The organism is Pedococcus sp. P1_H8 (assembly GCF_056405175.1).
Genome location: NZ_JBFUCP010000008.1, coordinates 1 through 18,337, shown reverse-complemented (window position 1 = coordinate 18,337; position 18,337 = coordinate 1). Strand labels below are relative to the sequence as shown.

Sequence of the window (18,337 nt, the reverse complement as noted above, 5' to 3'; positions counted from 1 at the left end):
TTGCACGGCGAGATGACGCTGTACCAAGAGAACGCCGTACGCCACCACACGTTGTACCGAGTGAAGGATGTAGTCCGTGAAGGCATTGAGTGCGCTGCGTGGGTCGATCGTGACGGCAGTGGTCGTGGGGGTGCTGGCCGTGTCCGGCTGCGCCACCGCTGACACCGCCGCGGTCGTCAACGGACACCGGATCAGCGAGCAGGAGGTCCAGGAGGCCACCACGCAGATCAGGAAGGCCTACCCCGACTCGACGCTCAGCACGGCCAGTGCGCTGACCAGCCTCGTGATGGCCTCGTTCATCAACCAGGTCGCCGAGGAGTCCGGCAAGGGCCTGTCCGACTCGGCGGCCAGGGCCGCCATCGTCAACATCGAGGACCCGGTGCCGGCCACCCTCGAGCTCGTGAAGTCGAGCCTGTCGTCCCAGCAGCTGACCAGCGTGGAGCAGGGCAAGGTCGTCGAGCTCGCGTCCAGGGCGAAGGTGACGCTCAACCCGCGCTACGGCACCTTCAACGCCACGAAGGTCCAGTTCGGCACGAGCCAGCCCAACTGGATCAAGGCCGAGCCGGCCGCACCCGCCGCCACCCCGGCGGGCTGAGTCCAGGTGGTGGGTGAGGTGCCGGGTCGGCTGACCCTGCTGGTCGGCAGCCCACGCATCGCAGCCGGCCTCTTCACCCGAGCCGCCTGGCAGGCCCTGGACGCCGCGGACCAGATCCTCGCGCGCGACGACACCGAACCGCTCGCGGACGCCGTGTCCGAGGCCGGTATGCCGGTGCGTCACCTCGGTGACGTCGGCCCGCCCGAGCTGGCCCGCACCCTCATGGATGCCGCTGCACAGGGGGCCGACGTGGTCTGGGTGTCCTCGGCGGACGGCGACCCGGGGCTCACCGACGCGATCGCCTCGGAGGTCTCCCGACTGGGGTCGCCGCCGGAGGTTGAGGTGCTCGTGGCGTCCTGGGACGTCCCCGGCTCGCGGCTGCTCGACCTCGTGGCCGTCATGGACCGGCTCCGGTCACCGGGCGGGTGCCCGTGGGATGCCGAGCAGACCCACGAGTCGCTGGTGAAGTACCTCATCGAGGAGAGCCACGAAGCAGCCGAGGCGATCGAGTCCGGCGACCGTGACCACATCCGCGAAGAGCTCGGGGACGTGCTGCTCCAGGTGGTCTTCCAGGCTCGGGTGGCCCAGGAGCACGACAGCGAGCCCTTCGACGTCGACGACGTGGCCGGCGCGATCATCGAGAAGCTGGTTCGCCGGCACCCCCACGTCTTCGCCGACGGTTCCGCCTCGACCCCCGCGGAGGTGGAGCAGGCGTGGGAGCAGATCAAGGCCGCGGAGCGCGCCCAGAAGGCGCCGCACGGTGGCGGTGAGGATGGGCACCAGGGGCTGCTCCACGGCATACCCAGGTCGTTGCCCAGCCTGCTCGCGGCCGACAAGGTGCTGGCGCGCTGGGAGCGGACGGGTGGCGACCTCGCTGCGGTCGGCGACCCGCAGGGGGACCTCGCGGCCCGGCTGCTCGCCCTCGTGGCCGAGGCGCGATCCCAGGGTGTCTCCGCCGAGGAGGTCCTGCGGCAGGCGCTGCGCGACCTCGGTCAGGACGAGCAGACCGGGCGGAACGGGCGGTCTGGCAGGTAGTTGCGCCACTCCTGCTGGGTGAGGTCGCGCCCCGCCAGCCGACAGGCGGCTGCGATCCACGACCTGTGGTCCAGCTGCCAGGTCAGGACGGAGCCGTTGCTGCCCGCGAAGACGAGCTGGCGGTCGTCCTTCGCGAAGGCGGGGAACCCGTCGTAGTCCACCGTCACCTTCCCGAGGTAGGCGCCCGTCCGACCGTCCCAGTGGCTCAGCCGGTCCTCGTTCACGCTGGCGAAGAGTGACCCGTCGTCGCTGAACTGCGCGAACCAGCCCACCAGCCCCACCTGGGCGGCGCTTGGCGGCGAGATCCAGTGCATCGTGGCTGTGTCGAGGAGCCCGACCCCCGTGGCGCCGGTGTCGACGAGCAGCCGCTTCCCGTCGGGAGACGCGAACACGGCGTCCACGTCGAAGCCGAGGTCAGGCATGGGCCGGACCGTCCCGGAGACGTAGTCGACGATGCGGTCAGGCAGGTAGGCCGTGTGGCGGTCCCCACTGGGTGAGAACACGCCGACTTCCCCCGCCTGGTCCTCATAGACCTGGATCGGGTCTCGCGCAGGCACCAGGGTGCGCGCGTCGAGGACGTGCAGCCGGCCTTTCGTGGTGCCGACGAGGAGGTACTTCCCGTCGAGGCTGAAGAAGGCGATGGCGGCCCCCTCCGTGGACGGGGGAGGTGCCAGTCGGCGTTCGGCGATCAGCTTGCTGGTGGTGCTGTTCCACGTCCGGACGAGTGGGTCCCCGGAGGTGATGTTGAGCGTGGTGCTGTCCGGGTGCCAGGCGATGTCGAGGTACCGGCCCTGCGCCATGCCCCCCGGCACCACGGGACCGAGCTTGCCGGTGGCCACGTCGCGCACCCGGAACTCGGGTTTGAGGGCGACGTAGCCGATCTTCCGACCGTCCGGCGAGATCCTGACCCCCGGATCGACCAGGTCGAGCGGCTCGCCAGGGTGGGACGCGAGGAAGCGTCGGTCGCCGGCCAGGTCCCACGCCTGGACCAGACCGGCGTAGGTCCTCGTGTAGAGCGTCTTTCCGTCCTGGCTGAAGGCGGGGTGGTCCATCTGACCCTCCTGGGTGAGGACCGGCACGGGGTCCTTGCCGCTGAGGTCCCAGACCGTCAGGTGGTCTCCACTCGCAGCCAGCCGGGTGCCGTCGCGGGAGAAGGCCAGTCCGGTCGTCGCGCCCTGTCCCGACAGGTAGGCCTTCGGCGTCAGCGTCGCGGTGTCCACCAGCACCGCCTCGACTCCGGCCCCGATCGCCATCGTCCGGGCATCCGGGCTCTGCACCAGGATGTCGTCGAGGTGGCGGACCCCCAGGTCCTTGGCCGTGAGGGTCCGGCGCGTCCTGCCACTGGGCAGGTCGGTGACGAGCAGGCGCCGTTCACCAGTGCTCACGGAGTACAGCGTTCGACCGTCGGGGCTCACGGTTGGTGCCCGCACCTCGCCCAGCTGCACCATCGCCATCGGTCGTCGGGGCGACCTCAGGTCCCAGACGACGGTGGTGTCGGCCTTGCGACTGTCGAGGTCTCGCATGGCCACAGCGAGCCAGCGGCTGTTGGCACTGAACTCCAGGTTGTCGCGGCTGATCGGGCCGAAGCCCTGGTTGTCGAAGACGAAGTACCTGGGCGGGAAGCCACCCAGCTGCACTGGCGACCTGGCTCCGTCGGCGTCCAGCAGGAGGACCGGCGGCTCGGACCCCTCTTCGACCAGTTCGTTGCGGACCGTCATGGCGTACCTCCGCCCGTCCGGGCTGGCGAAGACGGAGGCGCCCAGCAGCTTCTCCGGGAGCGACGCCGATCGCAGGGTCCTGCCGTCACGCAGCTCGAGGCCTGTGTTCCCGAGCGCAATGGTTGCCACGTGACCTGTTGCCGTGTTGACCCCCAGGCTGACGATCTGCGAGGCGCTGCGCGCGCTGGCGACCAGCGCGGGCGCCCGACCAAGCGTGGCGAGCAGCGAGTTGCGGGTGTCCACCGAGTCATCGAGCGACACGCCCGCGGCGGCGAGCAGCAGGGACCGATCGAGGGCCTCGGACCGCAGCGCCTCGGCGCCGAGACGGCGGGCGTCGGCGGCTCGAGCCTGCTTGGCCGCCGTGGCCGCCTCCTGGTCGGCGCGGTTGGCTGCGGTGAAGGCGAGTGCCCCGGCGACGATCGAGACAGCCAGGAGGGCGGCGACGCCGGCGAGTCCCAGCCGCAGGCGTTGGTTGAGCCGGCGCTCCCGTCGCACCTGTGCCTCCGTGGCCCGCTGCTCCTTCTCGGCCAGCGCGGCGGAGTCGTGCAGGAAGTCACGCTCGGTGTCGGTCAGCGTCGCATCGGCGCGCTCGTGCCACTCCGCGGCGCGCGCCTGCCGCACACCCCTGTACAGCTCGCTGTCGGGGCGGCCCAGGTCGTCCCAGCTGGTCGCCGCGACGGAGAGGTGGCGCATGATCCGCAGCCCGTCGACGTCGTCGTCCAGCCACGACCGCAACCGCGGCCACGCCACCGCCAACGCCTCGTGGGCGATCTCCACCGTGTCCCCGTCGGTGCTGAGCAGGCGGGCGCCGACGAGCCGCTCGATGAGCAGGGTGTGATCCTCGTCGGTGGCCACGGAGCGACGGGGGACCCGCTGGCGGACGGGTTCGCCGACGTCGTCGGGTGCCACGAGCCGCACCATGAGGTCGCGGAGCACCTGCTGCTGGCCGGGGGTGAGATCCCGGAACAGACCTTCGGCGGACTGGGAGATGGCCTCGCGGATCCCGCCGGTCGCCGAGTAGCCGGCCACGGTGAGGGTGTTGCCCTCACGCCGCTTCCAGGTCTGGCGCAGCACGTGGGACAGCAGGGGGAGGGCGCCTGGTTCGCCCTGGACCTCGCGGACGAGCAGGTCGACGAGGCCGGGCTCGAGCCGCAACCCTGCCTGGGCAGCGGGCCCCTCGATGGCCAGCCGCAGGTCTGGCTCGGTCATGGCGCCGAGCAGGTAGAGCCCGGGCTGGATGAGCCGGGCGAACTCCGGGTGGGCGGACAGCTCGCCCAGTCGATCCGCGCGGATCGAGATGACGAGGGCGCCATGCTCCCGGGCCGCTCGGCCAACGAAGTCCGCGAGCTGCTCGAAGAACTCCGCCCGCTCTGACGAGTCCGCGTCGAGGGCGAGGGCCTCCTCGCACTGGTCGACGACGACGACGTCGGTGGGGCGATGGTCCGCGGCCGACAGGGCGTCGGTGGGGTGAGCACCAGGGGCGAACACGGTGACGCGGCGACCGTCCCGTCCGAGTGCTGCTGCGACGCCGGCCCGGGTGAGCGACGACTTGCCGCAGCCCGACGGACCCAGCACGGCCAGCACGCCGGTCTCGTCCAGACGGCGCAGGCACGCGGCGATGTCCGCCTCCCGGCCGAAGAACGCCGGGGCATCGGCCACGTCGTACGCGACCAGGCCGAGATACGGGCAGGCAGTCGCGGCTGGCGGCAGGGCCGATTGCGCGGCCAGCGAGGGGTCCTGGCGCAGGATCGCCTGCTCCAGCTGGGCCAGTTCGGGGCCGGGGTCGAGGCCCAGCTCGTGGACGAGGGTCGCCTTGGCTCGGTGCAGTGTCTGCAGGGCGTCGCCCTGTCGGCCTGCGTGGTACTGCGCGAGGGCCAGCAGGCCCCAGCGCCTTTCGCGAGTCGGCTGCTCGGCCACCATGCGCAGCACGTCGCCCAGGGTTTCCTGGCAGCGGCCGGACCTCAGTGCCGCTTCGGCGTGGAGATCCTCGGCGTCGCGCCAGAGCTCGACGAGCCGCTCGGCCTCGACGCGGCCGGGGCCCCAGTCGGCGAGCTCGACGAGCGGTTCCCCCCGCCACAGCTGCCGTGCCTGTCCGGTTACGTAGAGGGCCCGTTCGGGCTCGCCGTTGGCCAGCAGCTCACGAGCTCGCGCCAGAAGGTGTTCGAAGTGGAGGTGGTCCACCTCGTCCTGGTGCATGACGAGGCGGTAGCCGTTGGGCGAGGTCTGGATCGCCTGGGGGCCGAGGGCCTTGCGGAGCCGGACGATGCAGCCCTGGACGACCTTCTGCCAGGTCTCCGGCAGGTCCTCACCCCAGAGGGTCTCTGCGAGTGCTTCGCTGCTGAGCTCCGATCCCGGCCGGGACGCGAGCGCCTGGAGGACGACGCGGTCGCGCGGGCCGAGGGTCGTCCGTCCGTCGTTGACCTGCAGTGATCCGAGCAGCGCGATGCGCATGCTTCGACAGTGGTCCTCGTCGGAGGGGCCGTCAACACCCCTGACACCCAGTTGACACCGGCGTCACGCAGGGATGAAACCGATTGTCCGACACAACTTTTCGGCGATGTGGTGCGTAGCGGGCAAAGGGGAGGAACTAGTGGGGACGATCAGAGGGAGGGTCGGTCTTGATCACGACGCGCAGACCGGGCGGAACGGGCGGTCTGGCAGGTAGGTGCGCCACTCCTGCTGGGTGAGGTCGCGCCCCGCCAGCCGGCAGGCCGTGGCGCGCCACGACGTGGGATCGAGGGTCCACGTCAGCAGGGACCCGTCGGTTCCGGCAAAGAGGATCGTGCTGTCGTCCCGGGTGAAGGCGGGCTCGCCCTCCACGTCGACGGTCGCCGAGCCCAGGTAGGCGCCGGTCAGAGCGTTCCAATGGCTCAGCTTGCCCTCGTTCACGCTCGCGACAAGGGTGCCGTCATCGCTGAACCGGGTGTAGTAGCCCACCAGGTGCGCCTGTGAGGCGTTGGGCCTGGAGATCCATTTCATGGAGGTGGCGTCGAGCAGGCCGACACCTGCGTCGCCCAGGTCCACGAGCAGGCGACTGCCATCCGGCGAGGGGACCACGAGCTGCACAGGGGCGCCCAGGTCGGGCATCCGTCGCAGGGCCCCACTGACGTAGTCCACGATGAGGCCGTCCTCGGCGTAGGCGCTGTGAAGGTCGCCACTGGGGAAGAACCCTGCCAGCGCCAGTCCCTCCGTCTCGCCCGGCTTCTTCGCGTGCACCTGGATCGGCTCACGCGCCGGTTCCAGGGTGTGGGCGTCAAGGACGTGCAGTCTCCCGGTCGTGGTGCCCACGAGCAGGTACGTGCCATCGACGCTGAAGAAGGCGATGGCGGCGCCTTCGCTGGAGTCAGGACGTCCCAGCCTGTGTTCGGCAAGCAGGCGACCGGAGGCCGCGTCCCACGTGCGCACCACAGGGTCTCCGGTGGTGATGTTCAGGGTCGAGTTGTCGGGGTGCCAGGCGAGGTCGATGTAGCTGCGTTGCTGCATCTCGGGCCTCAGCAACGGACCCAGCGTTGCCGTGGCGACGTCGCGGATCCGGAACATGGGTCCCCCCTCGACGTAGCCCACCTTGTCGAGACCGGGGGAGACCCGCACGACGGGTTGGCCCCAGCCCAAGGACTCACCCGACTGGGAGGCGAGGAACCTCCGGTCTCCCTTGAGGTCCCAGGCCTGGACCAAGCCGGCGAAGGTGGCGGTGTAGAGCGTCTGCCCGTCGTCGCTGAAGGTCGGGCTGTCGACGGAACTGTCCTGGGCGAGGATCTCGTGGGCCTCGTCGCCGGCAAGGGCCCAGACGGTGAGCCGGTCGCCCGATGCTCCTACTCGCGTGCCATCGGGCGAGAAGGCCAGCCCCGTCGTCCAGCCCTGGCCGGACAGGTAGGTGCGCGGCCTGAGCGTGGCGGTGTCGACCAGCACGGCCTCGACCCCGGCGCCGACGGCCAGCAGCCGCCCGTTGGGGCTCTGGACCACCGTCTCGTCGAGCTGGCGGACTCCGAGGTCCTTGGCCTCGATCACGCGTCGCGTCCGGCCGCTCGGGAGGTCGGTCACCACCAACCGTCCACCGCCCGGGTTGGTCGAGTAGAGCGTGCGCCCGTCAGAACTGACATTCGGGAAGAACCCGTCGGCCAGCTCGAGGGTTGCCACGGGTTTGGCAGGCGAACGCAGGTCCCACACGGCGGTGACATCCGGTTTCTCGCCCTGCAGGTGACCGAACGACGCCACGAGCCAGCGGCCGTTGGGGCTGAAGCCCAGGTTCTGGAACACGCGGAACCCGGGTGGCAAGCCGCCGAGCTGGGTCGCGGACCTGGCCCCGGACTTCTCCAGGAGGAGCACGGGAGGCTCGACGCCACTCTTGACCAGGTCTGTCCACATCGACACGGCGTAGCGGGCTCCGTCCGGGCTGGCGACCACCGCGACCCCGAGGATCTTCTCCGGGGTGGAGACCCTGTCCAAGGTCCGGCCGTCGCGCAGCTCGAGTCCCACGTCGTCGGCCGCGACGGTGGCGACCTGCCCGGTGGAGCCGTTGACGTCCATGGCCAGAATCCGACCGTCGACGCGCGCGCTGCCCACCAGCGACCGCCCTCGATCAAGGGTTGCCAGGAGGGCGTTCCGCGTGTCCAGGGAGTCATCGAGGCTGACGCCGGCGGCGGCTAGCAGCAGCGAGCGGTCGAGGTCGTCGGCCCTCAGCGCCTCCGCGCCGAGGCGTCGGGCGTCGGCCACCAGGGCCTGCCGATCGGCTCGGTCGGCGGCGGTCTTGGCGAGGGCCCCGGCGACGATGGCCACGGAGAGGAGTACCGCCACGGCGGCCAGGCCGGCGCGCAGGCGCTGGTTGGAGCGGTGTTCCCGGCGGACCTGCTCCTCGGTGGCCCGTTGTTCGGTCTCGGCGAGGGCGGTCGCTGCGGCCAGGAAGTCCTGCTCCGCGGGAGTGAGGGACGGGTTGGCCCGGTCGCGCCACTCGACTGCCCGCGCCTGCCTGACGCCCCGGTAGAGCTCGCTGTCGGGGCGCCCGAGGTCGTCCCAGCTGGTCGCCGCGACCGAGAGGTGGCGCATGATGCGCAGCCCGTCGACGTCGTCGTCCAGCCACGACCGCAGCCGGGGCCAGGCCATCGCCAAGGCCTCGTGGGCGATCTCGACCGTCTCGCCGTCGGTGCTGAGCAGGCGGGCGCCGACGAGTCGCTCGATGAGCAGGGTGTGGTCGTCGTCGGTGGCGACGGAGCGGCGAGGGACCCGCTGGCGGATGGGTTCGCCGAGGTCGTCGGAGGCGACGAGCCGCACCATGAGGTCGCGCAGGACCCCCTGTTGGCCGGGCGTGAGGTCGCGGAAGAGTCCTTCGGCGGACTGCGAGATCGCCTCGCGGATCCCTCCGGTTGCCGAGTAGCCGGCGACGGTCAGGGTGCCTCCCTCGCGCCTCTTCCAGGTCTGGCGGAGCACGTGGGACAGGAGCGGGAGAGCGGCAGGTTCGCCCTGGACCTCGCGGACGAGCAGGTCGACGAGGCCGGGCTCGAGCCGGAGTCCGGCCTGCGCTGCAGGCCCTTCGATCGCCAGTCGCAGGTCGGGCTCGGTCATGCCGCCGAGCAGGTACAGCCCGCGTTCCACGAGCCGGGCGAACTCGGGGTGGGTGGACAGCTCGCCGAGCCGATCGGCTCGCAGCGAGACGACGAGGACCCCGCGCCCGCGGCTGGCGAAGGCGACGAGCTGGTCGAAGAACTCCGTGCGCTCGGTGGAGAGGGGGTCGAGGGCGAGAGCCTCCTCGCACTGGTCGACCACGAGGACGTCGGTCGCGCGCGGGTTCGTGGCGGAGAGTGAGTCGGTCGGGTGCGCGCCCGGCGCGAAGACCCTGACCCGACGGCCGTCGCGCTCCAACGCGGCCGCCACGCCGGCCCGGGCCAGTGATGACTTGCCGCATCCAGACGGCCCGACCACCGCCAGGACGTGGCCCTCGTCCAGGCGCCGCAGGCAGGCGGCGATGTCGGCTTCGCGGCCGAAGAACGCCGGGGCGTCGGCGATGTCGTAGGCGACCAGTCCGAGGTAGGGGCACGCGGCACTGGTCGGCGGGAGGACAGTCTGGGCGGCGAGGGAAGGGTCCTGGCGCAGGATCGCCTGCTCCAGCTGCGCCAGCTCGGGCCCGGGGTCGAGCCCGAGCTCGGTGACGAGGGTCAGCTTGGCCCGGTGCAGCGTCTGGAGGGCGTCGCCCTGCCGTCCGGCCTGGTACTGCGCGAGCGCCAGCAGACCCCAGCGCCTTTCGCGCGTCGGCTGCTCGGCCACCATGCGCAGGGCGTCGCCGAGGACTTCCTGGTAGCGGCCGGACCTCAGACCGGCTTCGGCGTGGAGGTCCTCGGCGTCACGCCAGAGCTCGACGAGCCGCTCAGCCTCGACCCTGCCGGGGCCCCAGTCGGCGAGGTCGACGAGCGGCTCGCCGCGCCAGAGCTCCCTGGCCTGTCCGGTCACGTAGAGGGCCCGCTCGGGCTCGCCGTTCGCCAGCAGCTCGCGAGCTCTCGTCAGGAGGTGCTCGAAGTGGAGGTGGTCCATTTCGTCCTGGTGCAGGTCCAGGCGGTAGCCATGGGGGGAGGTCTGGATCGCCTCGGGGCCGAGGGCCTTGCGCAGCCGGACGATGCAGCCCTGGACGACCTTTTGCCAGGTCTCGGGCAGGTCCGCACCCCAGAGCGTCTCCGCGAGGGCCTCCGCACTGAGTTCCGTGCCGGGTCGGGTGGCCAGGGCCTGCAGGATGACGCGGTCGCGCGGACCGAGAGTCGTCTGACCGTCGTTGACCTGCAAGGATCCGAGGAGCGCGATGCGCATGCCCTGACAGTGATCCTCCCCGGAGACGGCGTCAACAGGCCTGACACCGGGTTGACACCGGCGCCGCACGAGGGCGACACCGAAGGGGAATCACGGGAGGTTTGCCAGCGGCCAGCGCTCGCCGGTGCCGCTGTCGATGAGGGCGGCACCCACTGCCCTGCCCTCGAGCGGCAGGACGTCGAAGGCACGGACCGTCGCCGTCGGCAGCAGTTCCTGGCTGGTTCCCGTGGTGAGGCTGCAGTGCGGGATCCACCGCCCCGGCCAGTAGTGCCAGTGCAGGTCTGCACCGGTGTCGGCGACGGCCGAGACCACGGCCTCCTGGCGGGACAGCAGCGCCAGCGTGGCCGGCGTCAGCAGGGCGCCTCGCCCGCGGGTGAACAGCCCTACGGCGTCGAACCGCACGTCCAGTGCCGGGCCTCCTGTCAGCTCTTCCATGGCCGCAGCCACCGCCTCGACGTCAAAGGTGCGAAGCACGGCATACGACAGATGTGGCACGTGGCGTCGGTGGGTGTGGCTCAGCAAGGTGCCGATCCCGGCTTCCTCCAGGGCCCCCCACAGCCGGCGGATCGCCCGGTCGGTGTCGGGGTCGAAGAGGAGGCAGACAGCGAGCGCCACACCGGCATTCTGCTTGGTCAGGAGGGGCAGACAGGAACGAAGGCGCGGTCAGGGAGGTAGTTGTGCCACTCCTGCCCGGTGAGGGGCCGACCTGCCAGTCGGCAGGCGGCAGCCACCCAGGAGCGCGGGTCGAGGTCCCAGCTGCGGACGGAGCCGTCGGTTCCGGCAAAGAGGAGCCGCGTGTTGTCCTCCGAGAAGGCGGGGACGCCTGCCCACGAAACCGTCGCGGTGCCGAGGCGGGCGCCCGTCCGTCCGTCCCAGTAGCTCAGGCGCGCCTCGTTGACGCTGGCGACGAGGGAACCATCCTCGCTCCACGACGTGTAGTAGCCCATGAGCCCGGCCTGGGCGGCACTGGGCCGCGAGATCCAGTGCATGGTGCTGGCGTCGAGCAACCCGACGCCAGTGGGGCCGGTCCCGACGATCAGGCGCTTCCCGTCGGGTGAGGGGTACAGGTCCACCACCGGGAAGCCGAGGTCCGGCATCAGACGGACCGTCCCGGCGACATAGTCCACGATCGCATCGGAGAGGTATGCCGTGCGGCCGTCCCCGCTCGGGACAAAGTTCGCGACATCGTGCGCCTCGGGCTCACCTTCGGCCGTCTTGTACACCTGGATCGGTTCACGAGTGGGGACGAGGGTGCGGGCGTCGAGGACGTGCAGCCGCCCGGCGGTGCTGCCGACGAGCAGGTGCAAGCCGTCGAGGCTGAAGAAGGCGATCGCGGCTGCCTCGGTGGACGGAGGCGGGGCAAGCCGTCGTTCGGCGCGCTGGCGGCCGGTCGTGCTGTCAAACGTCCGCACCCACGGGTCGCCGGACGTCATGTTGAGCGTGGTGCTGTCGGGGTGCCAGGCGATGTCTTGGTAACCCCCCTGCTTCATCGTGGCTGGGGCAACCACCGGACCGAGCTTGCCGGTGGCGACGTCCCGCACGCGGAACTTGGGTCCGTTGGCCACGTAGGCAACCTTCCGTCGGTCCGGGGAGAACCGCCCGCCATAGTCTGGCCAGTCCAGGTACTCACCCGGCCGTGCGGCGAGGAAGCGGCGGTCGCCAGCAATGTCCCATGCCTGGACCAGGCCGCCGATGGTCTTGGTGTAGAGCGTCTTCCCCTCGCGGCTGAACCCCGGGTCGTCGGCGTCACCGGCCTGGGCGAGCACCTCCACCGGCTCGTCCCCGCTGAGGTCCCACACCATCAGGCGGTCGCCGCTCGCCGCCAGGTGGGTGCCGTCCGGCGAGAAGGCCAGGGCCTGGGTCGCGCCCTGCCCGGACAGGTGGGCTCGCGGCTTCAGCGTCGCGGTGTCCACCAAGACGACCTCGACCCCGGCACCGACCGCCAGGGTCCGGCCGTCCGGGCTCTGCGCCAGCACGTCGTCCAGCTGCCCGACGTCAAGGTCGGCGGGAACCAGGGCTCGGCGCGCGGCCCCGCTGGGGAGGTTGGTGACCAGCAGGCGTCCCTTTCCACCCGGCACGAGGTCCAGGCCGTAGGCGCCCGAGTACAACGTGCGTCCGTCCGGGCTGATGGTTGCCGCGCTGCCCACCCACCCGAGCTCGAGCCGAGCCACCGGCCGGCTTGGGGACTCGAGGTCCCAGACGAAGGTGAGGGTCTTCCCGTCCTCCGGCATGCGGACCAAGGACACGGCGAAGTAGCGACTCGTGGGGGAGTACCCGAGGTACCAGCGGCGGGGGAAGCCCATGTCGAGGACCTGGTACCGAGCCGGGATGCCTCCCAGCTGGACCCTGGACCGGGCGCCGTTCTGGTCCAGCAGGAGGACGGGGGGCTCCTGCCCGTTCTCGACCAGGTCGCCCGAGATCGTCACCGCGTAGCCCCGTCCGTCCGGCCGGGCGACGACCGACCCGCCGACGAGCTTCTCAGGCGCGGGGAGGCGGCGGAGGGTCGCTCCGTCATAGAGCTCGAGTCCGACGCCGTCAGCGGCCATGACCGCCACCTGGTCCGTGGAGGGGTTGGTCGCCAGGTGGAAGATCCTGCCTGCACTTCGCGCGCTCCCGATGAGAGCGGGGGCGCGGTCAAGGGTGGCAAGCAGGTTGGTGCGCGTGTCCACGGAGTTGTCCAGCGAGACCCCTGCGGCGGCGAGCAACAGGGACTTGTCGAGGTCGTCGGATCGCAGCGCCTCTGCACCGAGGCGTCGGGCATCGGCCGCCAACGCCTGTTGGTCTGCTCGGTCCTTGGCGGTCAGCGCCACGGCCCCGGCCACGATGGAGACGGCGAGCAGCGCTGCGACGGCCGCGAGGCCGAGGCGGAGCCGCTGGTTCAGCCGGCGCTCCCGTCGCACCTGCGCCTCGGTGGCCCGTTGTTCCTTCTCCGCCAACGCCGCCGAGGCGTGCAGGAAGTCGCGTTCGGGTTCGGTGAGGGTGGCACTCGTCCGCTGGTGCCACTCGGCGGCGCGCGCCTGACGGACGCCGCGGTACAGCTCGCTGTCGGGGCGCCCGAGCTCGTCCCAGCTCTCGGCCGCAACGGTGAGGTGGCGCAGGGTGCGCAACCCGTCGACGTCCTCGTCGAGCCATGACCGCAGGCGCGGCCAGGCCACCGCGAGCGACTCGTGGGCGATCTCCACGGTGTCACCGTCAGTGGCCAGCAGCCGAGCTCCGACCAGCTGCTCGACCAGCTTGAGTTGTTCCGCGTCCCCCGTGACCGACCGACGAGGGACCCGGGTGCGCACCGGGTCACCGCCCTCGTCCGGTGTGACCAGCCTCAGCATCAGGTCGCGGAGCATCGCCTGGCGCTCGGGGTCCAGTGCGCGGAACACTCCCTCGGCGGACTGGGCCACCGCCTCGCGAACGCCACCTGTCGCGGCATACCCCTCGACCGTGAGGGTGCCGCCCTCGCGCTGGCGCCACGTCTGGCGGAGCACGTGGGACAGGAGGGGGAGGGCCGAGGGCTCTCCGGCCACCTCGCGCACGAGCAGGTCCACGAGCCCGGGCTCGAGCCGCAGACCGGCCTGGGCACCCGGGCCCTCGATCGCCCGTCGCAGGTCGGGCTCGCTCATCGGGCCCAAGAGGTAGAGGCCGCCCTCGACGAGCCGCGCGAAGTCGGGGTGGGGAGCCAGCTCGCCGAGCCGGTCCGCGCGCAGCGTGACCACCAGTGGGTGGCGCTGGGCGAACTCCACCAGCGCCGCGAAGAACTCGGACCGCTCCGCGGAGGCCTCGACGCCGAGGGCCTCCTCGCACTGGTCCACCACGAGCACCGTGCCCGCACGGATGGGGACGCCGCTCAGGGCGTTCAGCGGACGACTGCCAGGGGTGAGCACGTGGACGGTTCGGCCGTCGCGTTCCAGGGCGGCTGCGACGCCGGCCCGGGCGAGGGACGACTTGCCCGAACCCGAGGGCCCCACGACCGCGAGCACCCTGGCCTGGTCGAGGCGGCGCAGGCACGCCGCGGTCACCTCCTCCCGTCCGAAGAAGGCCCCGGCGTCAGCCACGTCGTAGGCCACCAGCCCGAGGTAGGGGCACTCCGACGTCGCGCCGTCGATGGCGGCCGCGACGGCGAGCGACGGGTCCTGGTTGAGGATGGCCCGCTCGAGCGCGACGAGGTCGTCCCCGGGGTCCAGGCCGAGCTCGTCGACCAGCACCCGGCGGGCCTGGTGCAGGGTCTGCAGGGCGTCGCCCTGGCGGCCACCTTGGTACTGCGCCAGCGCGAGCAGGCCCCACCGGCGCTCGCGCATCGGCTCCTCATGGACGAGGCGCAGCGCTGGGGCGATGGCCTCGCGGTGGTGGCCGGCCAGCACCTGCGCCTCGGTGAGCAGGTCCTCGGCGTCGTGGCGCAGCTCGACCAGCCGCTCGGCCTCCGCCCGCCCGGGCGCCCAGTCGACCAGCTCGGAGAAGGGCTCGCCTCGCCAGAGCTCGAGCGCCTCACGCAGCAGGTATGCCGCGCGGTCGGGTTCGCCGGCGGCCGTCAGCTGGCGTGCCCGGTCCAGGAGGTGTTCGAAGCGCAGGTGGTCGAGGTGGTCGCGGTGGACCTGGAGCCGGTAGCCCTGGGTCGAGGTCTCGATGGTGTCGGCGCCCAGTGCCTTGCGCAGGCGGACGACGCAGCCCTGGACGATCTTGGTCCACGAGGTCGGCGGGTGGTCGGCCCACAGCGCCTCGGCGAGGATGTCGGCACTCACCGGTCGGTCGTGGCGAACGGCGAGCGCCTGCAGCACGACGCGGTCTCGCAACCCGAGGGCGGACTCCGCTCCGTCGAGCTCCAGCGGGCCGAGGACGCCGATTCCCATGCTCAGCAGACCTTCTGGCGCTCGCGGTCGGGGAGGAAGGTGCGCCACTCCTGCGCAGTCAGGTCCCGGGCCACGATGCGGCACGCGGCCTTGACCGCCTCGTCGGGCCTCGAGTCCCATGCCGAGACGGCGCCGCTCGTAGAGGCAACGAGGATGTCGGTCCTCGCGTTGTCGAACCCGGCGGCGAAGGCATCCGTGCGGACCGAGCCGAGCAGCTGGGGAACGCGTGCCCGCCAGAGCGAGACCCCACCCTCTCCCGCCGTGAGGAACTGTTCCCCATCGCGGGAGAATGCGATGACGTCGCCGGTGGAGATCTGGGAGCCGGAGAACCTGCCGGTTGTGACCAAGGTCTGTGGATCCAGCACCGAGACCTTGGCGCTGTTGTCGCGTTCGACGTCGTAGCCGCCCACGACGATGGTCCTCCCGTCCGCGGACCACGCCATCGATCGGACGATGAAGCCGACGTCGACTCTCCGTGGGACCGATCCTTCGGTGAGGTCGACCAGGTTCACCCGCCCGCCCACCCAGGCGATCGCCCGGCTTCCATCGTGGTTGCCCGCGATGTACACCACCGGCACCTCGGGCTTGACCAGAACGGGACCCCTGACCGGCTTCATCGACGCCAGATCGATGGTGTGGACCCAGCCCCGGTGGGTCCCGAGCAGCAGTCGGGTGCTGTCGCCGCTGAATGCCACGCTGTCGAGGGTTCCGTAGCGATCGGGCGCCCGATACCGGCCGGCGACGCGACCGGTCTCGCGGTCCCACAGGTCGACCCACTGGTCGTCCTGCACGCTGGCCACCATCCGGCTGTCGGGTCGCCACGCCATGTCGGAGAAGTAGGCGTTGGAGTGCCGCAGTGGCGGCTGGGGCTTGCGCAGTCCTGTCTTGACGTCGAGGAGCTGGACCGCGTACAACTCGTCACCAGCGGCGACCATGTTCGCCACCGTCCGACCGTCGGGGGACACTCGCGCGGCGACGATGCCCGCAGGGCCTTGCTGCGGCTGGACCCCGAGCGAGCGCACGAACTTTCGGTCGCCGACCAGGTCCCACGCCAGCAGGCGGTCGCCCCTGGTGGTGTAGGCCGTCTGCGCGTCCGGACTGAACCCCACGTCACCGGCCCCGGCCCCGGCAAACCTGGCGACCTCCGCCGTGGGATCGGCCAGGCGACGGACGACCAAGGTGTCGTCGAAGGTGTAGCCGAAGATGTCGCCACGAGGCGAGAACTGGATTGGACCGATCCGGCCGGCCTCGTCGATCACGGACCGCTCAGCCAGGCTCTTGGGGTCGAGCAGCGCCACCTGCTGGCCCCTGTTCACCAGCAGCGTCGATCCGTCGGGGCTGAGGGCGATCGTGCTCGCGCCCGCGACAGCAGCCGTCCCGAACTCCCGACCCGTGTGCCCGTCCACCGAGTGGACCAGGTCGTCGTTTCCTGCGGTTGAGAAGACCTTGGTGCCGTCATCACTGATGGCGACGAAGTCGGCGATGAACGGCGTCGTGAAAGCCGCCACGGGGTGGGTGAGGTCGCCCGTCGCCCACACCCTGAAATGGGTGTTCTCGTCGAGCTGGATGGCGTGGATGAAGCCGGCGACCAGCCAGCGTCCGTCGCTGCTGAAGGCAAACGACGCGTGGACGACTCGTCCCTTGGGCACCCCGCCCGGCTGGGTGGCGGCAAGCTTGGCCGTCGCCGGATCGAGGATGCGCAGGGGAACCGGATCCACCCGCCGCTCTCCGGTGAGCATGAAGGGGTTGACGGACGCCGCCAGCTGCGTGCCGTTGGGGTTGAAGCGAACCGACCGCACCGGGATGTCGTGGTTGCGTGCGATCTCACGGCCCGCCGTGGCGTCGAAGATGCTCACCCCGAGGAAGTTTCCACCGACCGCGACTGCCTTGCCGTCCTGTCGCACCGAGAGGTAGTTCGGCGAGGTCATCTGGGCGACCCCGATGAGCTGGGGTGCACGGTCGAGCACGGCGGAGAGATTGTTCCTCGTGTCGGTCGAGCCGTCGAGACGGACGCCGGCCACCGCGAGCAGGATGGCCAGGTCGAGATCGGGTGCGCGCAGGGCCTCGGCTTCGAGCCGTCGAGCGTCGGCCACCAGCGACTGCTGGTCGGCCCGGTCCGCAGCCGTCTTCGCCACCGCCCCGGCGACGATCGCCACCGCGAGGAGGACCGCGACCGCGGCGAGCCCGGCACGAAGTCGTTGGTTGGAGCGTCGCTCCCTGCGGACCTGCTCCTCAGTGGCGCGCTGTTCCGTCTCGGCCAGCTCAGCCGAGGCGTCGAGGAAGGCCCGCTCCGCTGGGGTCAGCTCAGGGTCGTGGCCGCGTCGCCACTCCGCTGCCCTGGCCTGCCGGACCCCCCGGTAGAGCTCGCTGTCGGGTCGTCCCAGCCCGTCCCAGCTCTCGGCGGCGACCGTGAGGTGTCGCAGGATCCGCAACCCGTCGACGTCGTCGTCCAGCCACGACCGCAGCCGCGGCCACGCGACCGCCAGGGACTCGTGGGCGATCTCGACCGTGTCCCCGTCACTGCTGAGCAGCCGGGCGCCCACCAGGGCCTCGACGACGGCCGTGTGTTCGTCGTCCGAGGTGACCGTGCGTCGCGCCACCCTGGTTCGGACCGGTTCGCCGGCGTCGTCGGAAGACACCAGCCGCACCATCAGGTCGCGCAACATGCCTTGCTGGCTCACGGTCAGCTCGCCGTAGAGCCGCTCCGCGGACTGGGCGACGGCTTCGCGCACGCCTCCTGTCGCGGCATACCCCTGCACGGTGAGGGTGCTGCCCTCGCGGCGCCGCCACGTCTGGCGCAGCACGTGCGACAGCAGGGGCAACGCCCCTGGCGACCCTTCGGCCTCGCGCACGAGCAGGTCCACCAGCCCTGGTTCGAGCCGCAGCCCCGCCTGCGCTGCCGGACCCTCGATCGCGCTGCGCAGCTCGGCTGGACCCATGCCGCCGAGCAGGTACAGCCCCTTCTCAGCCAGGTGGGCGAACTCGGGGTGGGCGGCGAGCTCGCCGAGGCGGTCAGCCCGCAGCGAGAGGACGAGCCGCCCGCGTCCGGCGAAGCCCACCAGCCCTGCGAAGAACGCCTCCCGCTCGGGCGAGGTCTCGCCAAGTGCCAGGGCCTCCTCACACTGGTCGACGACGAACACCGCGCCTGCCCCGGGCGGTGCCTGGGCCAGCACCTCCTCCGGGTGGGCTCCGGGGGTGACGATCTGCACCGCGTGGCCGTCGCGCACCAGCGCCGCGGCCACCCCGGCCCTGATCAGCGAGGACTTGCCACACCCGGACGGCCCGACCACGGCCAGGACGCCCACCTCGTCGAGCCGTTGCAGGCACGCCGTCACGTCCGCTTCGCGGCCGAAGTATGC

7 protein-coding genes are annotated in these 18,337 nt (G+C 71.4%); 2 read left to right on the top strand and 5 right to left on the bottom strand.

Features of this window, described 5'->3' with window-relative positions:
• Positions 1–76 precede the first annotated feature (76 nt).
• Together AC1DYG_RS12940 and AC1DYG_RS12935 are read left to right on the top strand one after the other, a co-directional pair.
• Positions 77–595, top strand: coding sequence for a SurA N-terminal domain-containing protein (locus AC1DYG_RS12940; RefSeq protein ID WP_477640281.1), 519 nt, complete (start codon positions 77–79; stop codon positions 593–595).
• Between the two features lie 9 nt (positions 596–604).
• A complete protein-coding gene (locus AC1DYG_RS12935; RefSeq protein WP_477640280.1) occupies positions 605–1,630 on the top strand; it encodes a MazG family protein in 1,026 nt (341 codons plus the stop codon).
• Here the strand turns inward: AC1DYG_RS12935 and AC1DYG_RS12930 are convergent.
• The 5 genes from AC1DYG_RS12930 to AC1DYG_RS12910 all read right to left on the bottom strand — a co-directional run.
• On the bottom strand, positions 1,588–5,799 hold the full coding sequence (locus AC1DYG_RS12930; protein ID WP_477640279.1) for an nSTAND1 domain-containing NTPase: 4,212 nt from the start codon (positions 5,797–5,799) through the stop codon (positions 1,588–1,590). The two genes, AC1DYG_RS12935 and AC1DYG_RS12930, sit on opposite strands and share 43 nt — an antisense overlap.
• A 171-nt stretch (positions 5,800–5,970) precedes the next feature.
• Positions 5,971–10,140, bottom strand: a complete 4,170-nt coding sequence (locus AC1DYG_RS12925; protein WP_477640278.1) for an nSTAND1 domain-containing NTPase — start codon at positions 10,138–10,140, stop codon at positions 5,971–5,973.
• A 90-nt stretch (positions 10,141–10,230) separates the two neighbouring features.
• Positions 10,231–10,755, bottom strand: coding sequence for a 2'-5' RNA ligase family protein (locus AC1DYG_RS12920; protein ID WP_477640277.1), 525 nt, complete (start codon positions 10,753–10,755; stop codon positions 10,231–10,233).
• Positions 10,756–10,772: 17 nt separating this feature from the next.
• Positions 10,773–14,978: an nSTAND1 domain-containing NTPase gene (locus AC1DYG_RS12915; protein WP_477640276.1), complete on the bottom strand. Its 4,206-nt coding sequence runs from the start codon at positions 14,976–14,978 to the stop codon at positions 10,773–10,775.
• A gap of 2 nt (positions 14,979–14,980) precedes the next feature.
• A partial coding sequence (locus tag AC1DYG_RS12910; protein WP_477640275.1) for an nSTAND1 domain-containing NTPase occupies positions 14,981–18,337 on the bottom strand: 3,357 nt, incomplete at its 5' end.

Bases quoted from the DNA above. Each gene is read 5' to 3' on its own strand.
- AC1DYG_RS12915 (WP_477640276.1), bottom strand. From the start codon at position 14,978: ATGGGAATCGGCGTCCTCGGCCCGCTGGAGCTCGACGGAGCGGAGTCC.
- AC1DYG_RS12930 (WP_477640279.1), bottom strand. From the start codon at position 5,799: ATGCGCATCGCGCTGCTCGGATCACTGCAGGTCAACGACGGACGGACG.
- AC1DYG_RS12925 (WP_477640278.1), bottom strand. From the start codon at position 10,140: ATGCGCATCGCGCTCCTCGGATCCTTGCAGGTCAACGACGGTCAGACG.